The sequence below is a fragment of the Methanophagales archaeon genome (assembly GCA_021159465.1).
GTDB lineage: Archaea > Halobacteriota > Syntropharchaeia > Alkanophagales > Methanospirareceae > G60ANME1.
The window spans coordinates 1-7,185 of sequence record JAGGRR010000229.1 but is presented as its reverse complement, the minus strand read 5'-3'; the positions used below and the strand labels follow the sequence as shown (position 1 = coordinate 7,185).

General features: G+C 47.0%; 5 protein-coding genes and 1 tRNA gene. 1 reads left to right on the top strand and 5 read right to left on the bottom strand.

Annotation, left to right across the window (positions count from 1 at the left end; translation table 11 throughout):
• Positions 1–262 precede the first annotated feature (262 nt).
• The 4 genes from J7J01_09755 to J7J01_09740 form a co-directional block, all read right to left on the bottom strand.
• Positions 263–1,867 (bottom strand): DUF4445 domain-containing protein, encoded by a 1,605-nt coding sequence (locus J7J01_09755; protein ID MCD6211146.1) that lies wholly within the window; start codon positions 1,865–1,867, stop codon positions 263–265.
• A 69-nt stretch (positions 1,868–1,936) separates the two neighbouring features.
• A complete protein-coding gene (locus tag J7J01_09750) occupies positions 1,937–2,572 on the bottom strand; it encodes an Hsp20/alpha crystallin family protein (GenBank protein MCD6211145.1) in 636 nt (211 codons plus the stop codon).
• A gap of 65 nt (positions 2,573–2,637) precedes the next feature.
• Positions 2,638–4,536 (bottom strand): molecular chaperone DnaK, encoded by a 1,899-nt coding sequence (gene dnaK / locus J7J01_09745; GenBank protein ID MCD6211144.1) that lies wholly within the window; start codon positions 4,534–4,536, stop codon positions 2,638–2,640.
• A 99-nt stretch (positions 4,537–4,635) separates the two neighbouring features.
• Positions 4,636–6,270, bottom strand: coding sequence for a TCP-1/cpn60 chaperonin family protein (locus tag J7J01_09740; GenBank protein MCD6211143.1), 1,635 nt, complete (start codon positions 6,268–6,270; stop codon positions 4,636–4,638).
• A 115-nt stretch (positions 6,271–6,385) separates the two neighbouring features.
• Here J7J01_09740 and J7J01_09735 point away from each other — a divergent pair.
• Positions 6,386–6,457, top strand: a tRNA-Thr gene (locus tag J7J01_09735).
• A 118-nt stretch (positions 6,458–6,575) separates the two neighbouring features.
• On the opposite strand, the gene J7J01_09730 is transcribed toward J7J01_09735, so the two are convergent.
• A complete protein-coding gene (locus J7J01_09730) occupies positions 6,576–6,821 on the bottom strand; it encodes a hypothetical protein (protein MCD6211142.1) in 246 nt (81 codons plus the stop codon).
• Positions 6,822–7,185: the final 364 nt, after the last annotated feature.

Genomic DNA, 7,185 nt, shown 5'->3' with positions numbered 1-7,185 from the left:
ATATCGGTATGAAACTTGTTTTAGCCATATCCTCAGATAAAATACATAGATTTATTCTGTCTTCTGTGACAAAGATCGCTTATTTTGGTGTGGTTTCAGGGATAAAGAAAGCCTACAAAGGCTTGCTGGATGGTGACATTTTGGTGTGGGTTAAACGTCTTATACCCGAACATGGTTGCATACATTCCTCTGCTCGAGCTTCTCCCCCTTTAATCATCCTTCGCTTTACTTTTCCACATCGGTCTCATTTTCATTTTCATTCTCATTCGAGATAATTCTGGAAATACAACTCACTGACGAACTTCTCCATAAAATCCTGCTCCTCTTCCAGTTTTATATGCTCTATTCGCTTCGCTACTTCTTCAGCTTCTCTTCGCTTCCGCTTCGAGATCAGAGCCTGCCTGGCGCCTTCCAGTGCGGCATTCCCCACCTTCTTCACCTTCTCACGGGCAATTGGAGGCAGGAGTCCTATACGTATCGCATTATCCGTGTTTGCGAAATTAACGAATCCACCTGCGAGTAATAACAGCTCTATATCATCGAAACTGATGCCATATTTCTCCAGCAATACTCTTACACCAACGGCAATAGCCGTTTTGGCAAGGTTCAACTGGTCTATATCAGTCTCCAATAACTTGATGCCATCAGCTATCCTCAATTCCTTGTCCTTGTTCTTGTCCTCACCCTCATCGCCAGTGAAAGTGAATTTACCCCTGCCATCTATCATTCCATGCTCCAGTAGCTCAGCCAGAGCATCTATCAGACCGGAACCGCAGATACCAACAGGAGGAGCATCTCCTATTGTCTTATATTCAATATTACCATCTACTATTCGCACCTCCTTTATCGCACCCTGCACAGCTCCAACCCCACAGGAGATGCTGGCGCCTTCAAATGCCGGTCCCGAAGCGGCTGAAGTTGCAATTAACCGCTCCCTGTTGCCAAGTACAATCTCAGTGTTAGTTCCAACATCCATCGCTAAGCATATCCCTTTACTCAGATACATCTCCGTTGCCAGCACCACTGCGAGCGCATCAGCACCGATGAAACTGCCTATCAGTGGTAGCCCATAAACTCGTGCCTCAGGGTTAGCCGTGAGCTGGAGCTCCTTTGCTGTGGCGAGTGCCGGCTCAGTACTCTCAGGTTCGTAAGGACTCTTACCCAGAGACTCTACGGAGAAGCCAAAGAATAAGTCTCGCATTACAGGGTTACCCACAATCACGAGCTCATAGACTATATCCTTATCCGCATCGGTCATAGTAGCAATCATATCATTCACTGCGGTTCTTATCTCCCTCACCAGTATATCATGCCCCTGCCTCGCGTATTCTATCCTACTGATTACATTATTCCCGTATTTCGTCTGTGGGTTCTGCTTTGAACTCACTGAAACCACCCTCCCGGTCTCCAGATCAACCAGATAGGCAGCAAGCGTGGTGGTACCGATGTCAATAGCGATACCGTACAGCGCTCCTGTATAATCACCTATATATGTGGAGTTGTAAAATACCCGCTCACCATCACGGTGTACAAAGGGCTCTATTGGTATCCATTTATATTCGCCAGACTCCAGAATGTAATATCCACTCTTTGGTACTCTGACATATATCTGCTCGTCGGTTCGCAATATCCGCGCCTGACATGCGAGTCGCTGGTTTTCTGCTTTGATAAACTTTCTTTCTGAGTCTGTTACAGCAGAGAGTGCATCGGGTGGGGCTTCAACCTCTACTATGCACTGACCACATTTGCCCTCACCGGCGCATGAAGCATCTATTTCTATTCCCAGTTCCTGTAGATAAGATAATATTGTTCGACCCGCAACGAGTTCCGCCTCTCTGGTTTGCCCATCTCGGACTATGATCTTCATCGTGCTAAAAAAGTAGATTAAAGATTAAACAGGTAATATAAAAATAAAAAAGAAAAAAAATGGATTTGATTATTCGAGCGATATTGTGGTCTTCTCTCCCCCTTCCTTCTTCTTTATCTTTACACTGAGCACACCGTTCTTATATGTAGCCTTTGCCGATTTCGGATCCACAGGTACATCAAATGTCACTTCTTTGTAGTATTTCCGCTCGTTCTCTGTCCTTATCTCAAGTGAATTCTCCGTTGCGTGCAACCTTATATCCTTCTTCTCAACACCTGGCAGTTCCGCAACCACTTCGTAAGAATCTTTCTGCTCCACGAGATCAACCAGAGGCTCACGCTGTGGGAACGGTTCTATCCGCCTGAAGGACGGTCTTATATTCCCAAACTCCTTTATCTCTGGTTCCTTACCCGGCTCCTTCGTGAGGGTGAACCCATAAATGAAGGGTCCGTATCTTCTTATCTTGCCTTCCGGCGTCTCCTCCTCAGTCACGAAATTCTTGAACTCTTTCGGCAATTCCTCCTCTAAGCGCTCCATCAAATCCTCAAACGGGTCTCTGAACCAATCTTCGATATCCTGAGACTCTCTCCTCCGTCTTCTAAACTCCTCCTCGAAAGGCAGTGGTAAACCCCGCATCTCCTCGAACATCCGCTCCATATACCGCTCCATCATATCAAATATAGACGGTCTCCTTCTTCTTTCCATCTTTCCTCACTCCTTATCCTTATTATCACATAAAAAAGATTTGGATATGTGAAAATAATTTACAATCATCGCTTCTTCTCATCCTTCACATCATAATCTACATCCACGTAATCGCCCCTCTCACCCTCTTTAGTGCCTTCCTTGCCCTTGTCTTTCGTCTGCTCCTGCCCCTGTCCCTGAGCCTGTGCCTGCTCCTGTGCCTTCTTCGCTGCTTCCTGATACACCACTGCCGAAATCTCATGTAGCGCCTTTGTCAATGCATCCATGTCCTCCTTTATCTTCGCTATGTCTTTACCCTCTAACGACTTCTTTAGCTTCTCTCGCGCCTGCTCCACCTTCTCTCGCTGGTCTTTGCTTATTTTCTCACCAAGCTCGTTTATCGTCTTCTCTGAGGTATAAACAAGGGAGTCTGCCTGATTTCGGAGTTCCACTTCCTCTTTACGTCTCTTATCTGCCTCACGGTACTTCTCCGCTTCCTTCACCATCCGGTCTATCTCTTCTCTTGAAAGCTTGGTTGAGGCGGTTATTCTTATAGAAGCAGCTTTGCCTGTACCCAGATCCTTCGCCGTCACGTTCAAAATACCGTTCGCATCTATATCGAATGTGACTTCAATCTGTGGAACGCCCCTTGGCGCTGGCGGAATGCCATCCAGATGAAACCTCCCAAGCGAGGTGTTATCGGCAGCCATCGGTCTCTCGCCCTGCACGATGTGTATCTCTACCGATGTCTGATTGTCAGCAGCAGTGGTGAATATCTGTGATTTCTTCGTTGGTATTGTGGTGTTCCGCTCTATTATCGGAGTGGCTACGCCACCAAGTGTCTCAACACTGAGTGTGAGCGGAGTAACATCGAGCAGTACTATCTCGTCCTTCACCTGCCCGGCAATTATCCCAGCCTGTATCGCTGCACCGATTGCCACCGACTGCATTGGGTCCACTCCCCCTTCACCTTTCTTACCCAATATACGTTCAAAATACCCGCGCACAATTGGAGACCTTGTAGGTCCACCAATGAATAATATCTTGTCTATATCCTCTGGAGTGAGTTTTGCATCTTCTAACGCCTGTTTTATAGGAGCTTCTACTCGCTTCAATATCGGTTCTATCAGTTCTTCCAATTTAGCCCTTGTGAGCGTGGCTTCCAGATGCTTCGGCTCATTGCCAGAGACAGCAATGAACGGCAGATTTATTGTTGTAGAGACAGAAGAGGATAACTCTATCTTCGCCTTCTCCGCTTCATCCTTTATGCGTTGCATCGCTGTAAGGTCATTACGCAAATCTATCCCCTCCTTCGCTTTAAAACCTTCCACCAACCAGTCTATTATCGCAGCGTCTATATCCGCACCACCGAGATGTGTATCACCAGAAGTAGACAATACCTCAAATACACCCTCTCCTATCTCCATAAGCGTAACATCAAAAGTACCACCGCCGAAGTCAAGAACCGCAACCTTATATTCCCCCTCCTTGCCGAGTCCATAAGCCATCGCCGCTGCCGTCGGCTCATTTATTATCCTCTTCACATCAAAGCCCGCGATCTCACCCGCATCCTTCGTCGCCTGCCGCTGGTTATCATCGAAATACGCAGGTACTGTAATCACTGCAGCGTCTACCTTCTCGCCTAAATACGATTCGGCATCTGTCTTTATCTTCTCCAGTATCATTGCTGAGATCTCCTGTGGTGTGAACTCCTTATCTATAGTCTTCACATATACCTTCTCAGAAGTTCCCATCTTCCTCTTTACTTCCATCACCGTACCTTCTGGATTGATAACCGCTTGCCGTTTCGCTGCTACTCCAACCAACCGCTGTCCATCCTTCGTGAATGCTACCACTGACGGGAACATCTTTCCACCGTATGCACTACCTTCCGCACTGGGTATTATCTTCGGCTCACCACTTTCATCTATATAGGCGGCTTCCGAGTTCGTGGTTCCAAGGTCAATACCTATTATTCTTCCCATTTTCTTCCCCTATCTCACAAATCTACTCTACAAAAACAGATAATAGATGAAGCTTGAAAGAAAAAGTAATAAAATAAGATTAAGAAATGAGAGAAGAAATTAGTATTCTTCTCCCATTCCTTCCATTCCTGGTCCACCTCCTGGTGGTGTTGGTGGTTTCTTCTCAGCACCTGCAGCAATTACATCATCTATCCGCAGAATCATCGTTGCTGCTTCCGTGGCTGAGCTTATAGCCTGCGTCTTTATCCTCAACGGCTCGATTACATTCGAATCTAACATGTTCGCTGGCTCACCCTTGTACACGTCCAGACCATCGTATTTATTTCCATTCTCATGCGCCGAGCGAAGACTGACAAGCGTGTCAATGGGGTCTAAACCGGCATTTTCAGCCAGTGCTCTCGGTATCACCTCCAGAGCATCAGCAAAAGCCTGTATCGCCAGTTGCTCTCTCCCTCCTACGGTCGCGGCATAATCACGCAGTTTGAGCGCCAGTTCTATCTCCGTCGCTCCACCACCTGCTACATACTTGCCATCTTCCAGCGCACATGCAATCACACGCAATGCATCTGTCATACCCCTCTCTAACTCGTCCACTACGTGTTCTGTACCACCACGCAGTAGTATGGTCACGGCTTTCGGATTCTGGCAGTCCTCAACGAATATCATCTCGTCGCCCCCTATCTTACGCTCCTCTACCAATCCTGCAGTTCCCAGGTCTTCCGGCTTTATCTCTTCCAGAGTTGTCAATATCCTGCCACCCGTTGCGCTCGCAAGCTTCTTCATGTCACTCTCCTTCACCCGTCTCACTGCCAATATGCCCTCCTTCGCCAGGAAGTGCTGTGCAAGGTCGTCAATGCCTTTCTGACAGAAGAGTACATTCGCACCACTCGCTTTTATCTTGTCCACCATATCCTTCAGCATCGCTTCTTCCTCATCCAGGAACGCTTTCATCTGGTCTGGTGAGGTAATCTCTATCTTCGCATCCACTTCCGTCTTCTCTATCTCCAGTGCCGAGTTCACCAGTGCTATCTTTGCATTCTCCACAAGCTTCGGCATCCCTGGATGCACCCTCTCCTTGTCTATAACCATTCCCTTTATCAGGACTGTATCCTCCTTGCTTCCCCCTGTCTTCTTCTCCAGCTTTATGTGGTCTGTGTCTATCTTCTTCCCTTTCTCTGCTATCGCCTTCACCGCCTCCACAGCGAGCTCAGTCAACATCTCCTTCGCTACCTCTGCTCCTTTACCGGTCATGGAAGTCATCGCTATCTTCTTCAGCGTCTCTGTATCGTCAGGGTCTATGTTCAGTGCCAGGTCCTGCAATATCTCATATGCCTTCTCGGCTGCCAATCGGTAGCCTGCGACGATTAATGTTGGGTGTACCTCCTGCTCCAGGAGCTCCTCCGCCTTCTTCAGTAATTCACCGCCTATAACTACCGCACTGGTCGTCCCATCTCCAACTTCGTTATCCTGCGTCTTCGCAATCTCCACCATCATCTTCGCCGCCGGGTGTTCTATGTCCATCTCCTTCAATATCGTCGCGCCGTCATTCGTTATGACCACGTCACCCATGGAATCCACTAGCATCTTATCCATACCTTTGGGTCCCAACGTGGACTTCACTGCGTTTGCAATAGTCTTCGCGGCGAGTATATTCCTGCTCTGCGCGTCTTTACCCCTCGTTCGTTCACTACCCTCTTTCAATATCAATATCGGCGTACCGCCCAATTGTGCCATCCTTCATCACCTCTAATTTTCTATATTTATGGTTCTATATAAATATTACTATACTCAACCTATATAAAAATGTATTGCTATCCCTTATATATCCCTTATTGAATCACTGCGCTGTGCCCTGGTAGCATAGTGGCAATGCGCCACCTTGGTAAGGTGGAGACCGCGGGTTCAAATCCCGCCCAGGGCTTATTATACGTCTTATCTCCTTCCTTTTTTTCACTGTCCCACAGGAAAATATGGTTCCAAGCATCTTCTGGCAGCTCTTCCACTAACTTCCACACTTCGACTGGCTCCCCTTTGATAACCTACTTCCGCGTAGAGTAACGACCTCGCTTTCTCTTTCTCTTCCTCTTCGGGACTTCGACCTCTGGACGTTCCAGCCATACCCTCATGTCACCCGGGACGTCTGCGATGTGGAAGGAAGCTTTCGTTATCGAGGCGTTCGAGGAACCACAGTATTGCCGTTTCACACCACGGAATTCGCACTCCCCTTTAAGGAACCCTGATTCGTCAAGGTGAACAGAACCATGAACAGGATTTCTTATCAACACACAGACCTGCCTCTGAATCTCCCTAATAACTCTTTCCTCTTACCATTGCGTTGCAAATTGGAGATGAAATGCTGAAGCGACTGGTGATTGCAATCCGGAAAAACTTTTTCGATATTCGTCTTGTTCACACGCTCATTTAACATTATTTGCCCTTGTAAATATTGAAACGCCTGTTTTAACATACTTCGCGTTTTATACCAGAAAAAATCACTGAAGGAGCTATAAAAATACTTTTAGCTCTTCTGTAACTAACCTTAAGTCATTAAGAACCAATTTCATGAGCATATTGCATCATCATCATCGCTGTTAGTACCAGTATTCATTTAAATCTACGGTTCTTGGAAGTAATTTGACAAAGTCAAGT

Excerpts from the sequence above, each read along its gene's own strand:
- dnaK (MCD6211144.1), bottom strand. The coding sequence starts at position 4,536 with ATGGGAAGAATAATAGGTATTGACCTTGGAACCACGAACTCGGAAGCC.
- J7J01_09740 (MCD6211143.1), bottom strand. The coding sequence starts at position 6,270 with ATGGCACAATTGGGCGGTACGCCGATATTGATATTGAAAGAGGGTAGT.
- J7J01_09750 (MCD6211145.1), bottom strand. The coding sequence starts at position 2,572 with ATGGAAAGAAGAAGGAGACCGTCTATATTTGATATGATGGAGCGGTAT.
- J7J01_09755 (MCD6211146.1), bottom strand. The coding sequence starts at position 1,867 with ATGAAGATCATAGTCCGAGATGGGCAAACCAGAGAGGCGGAACTCGTT.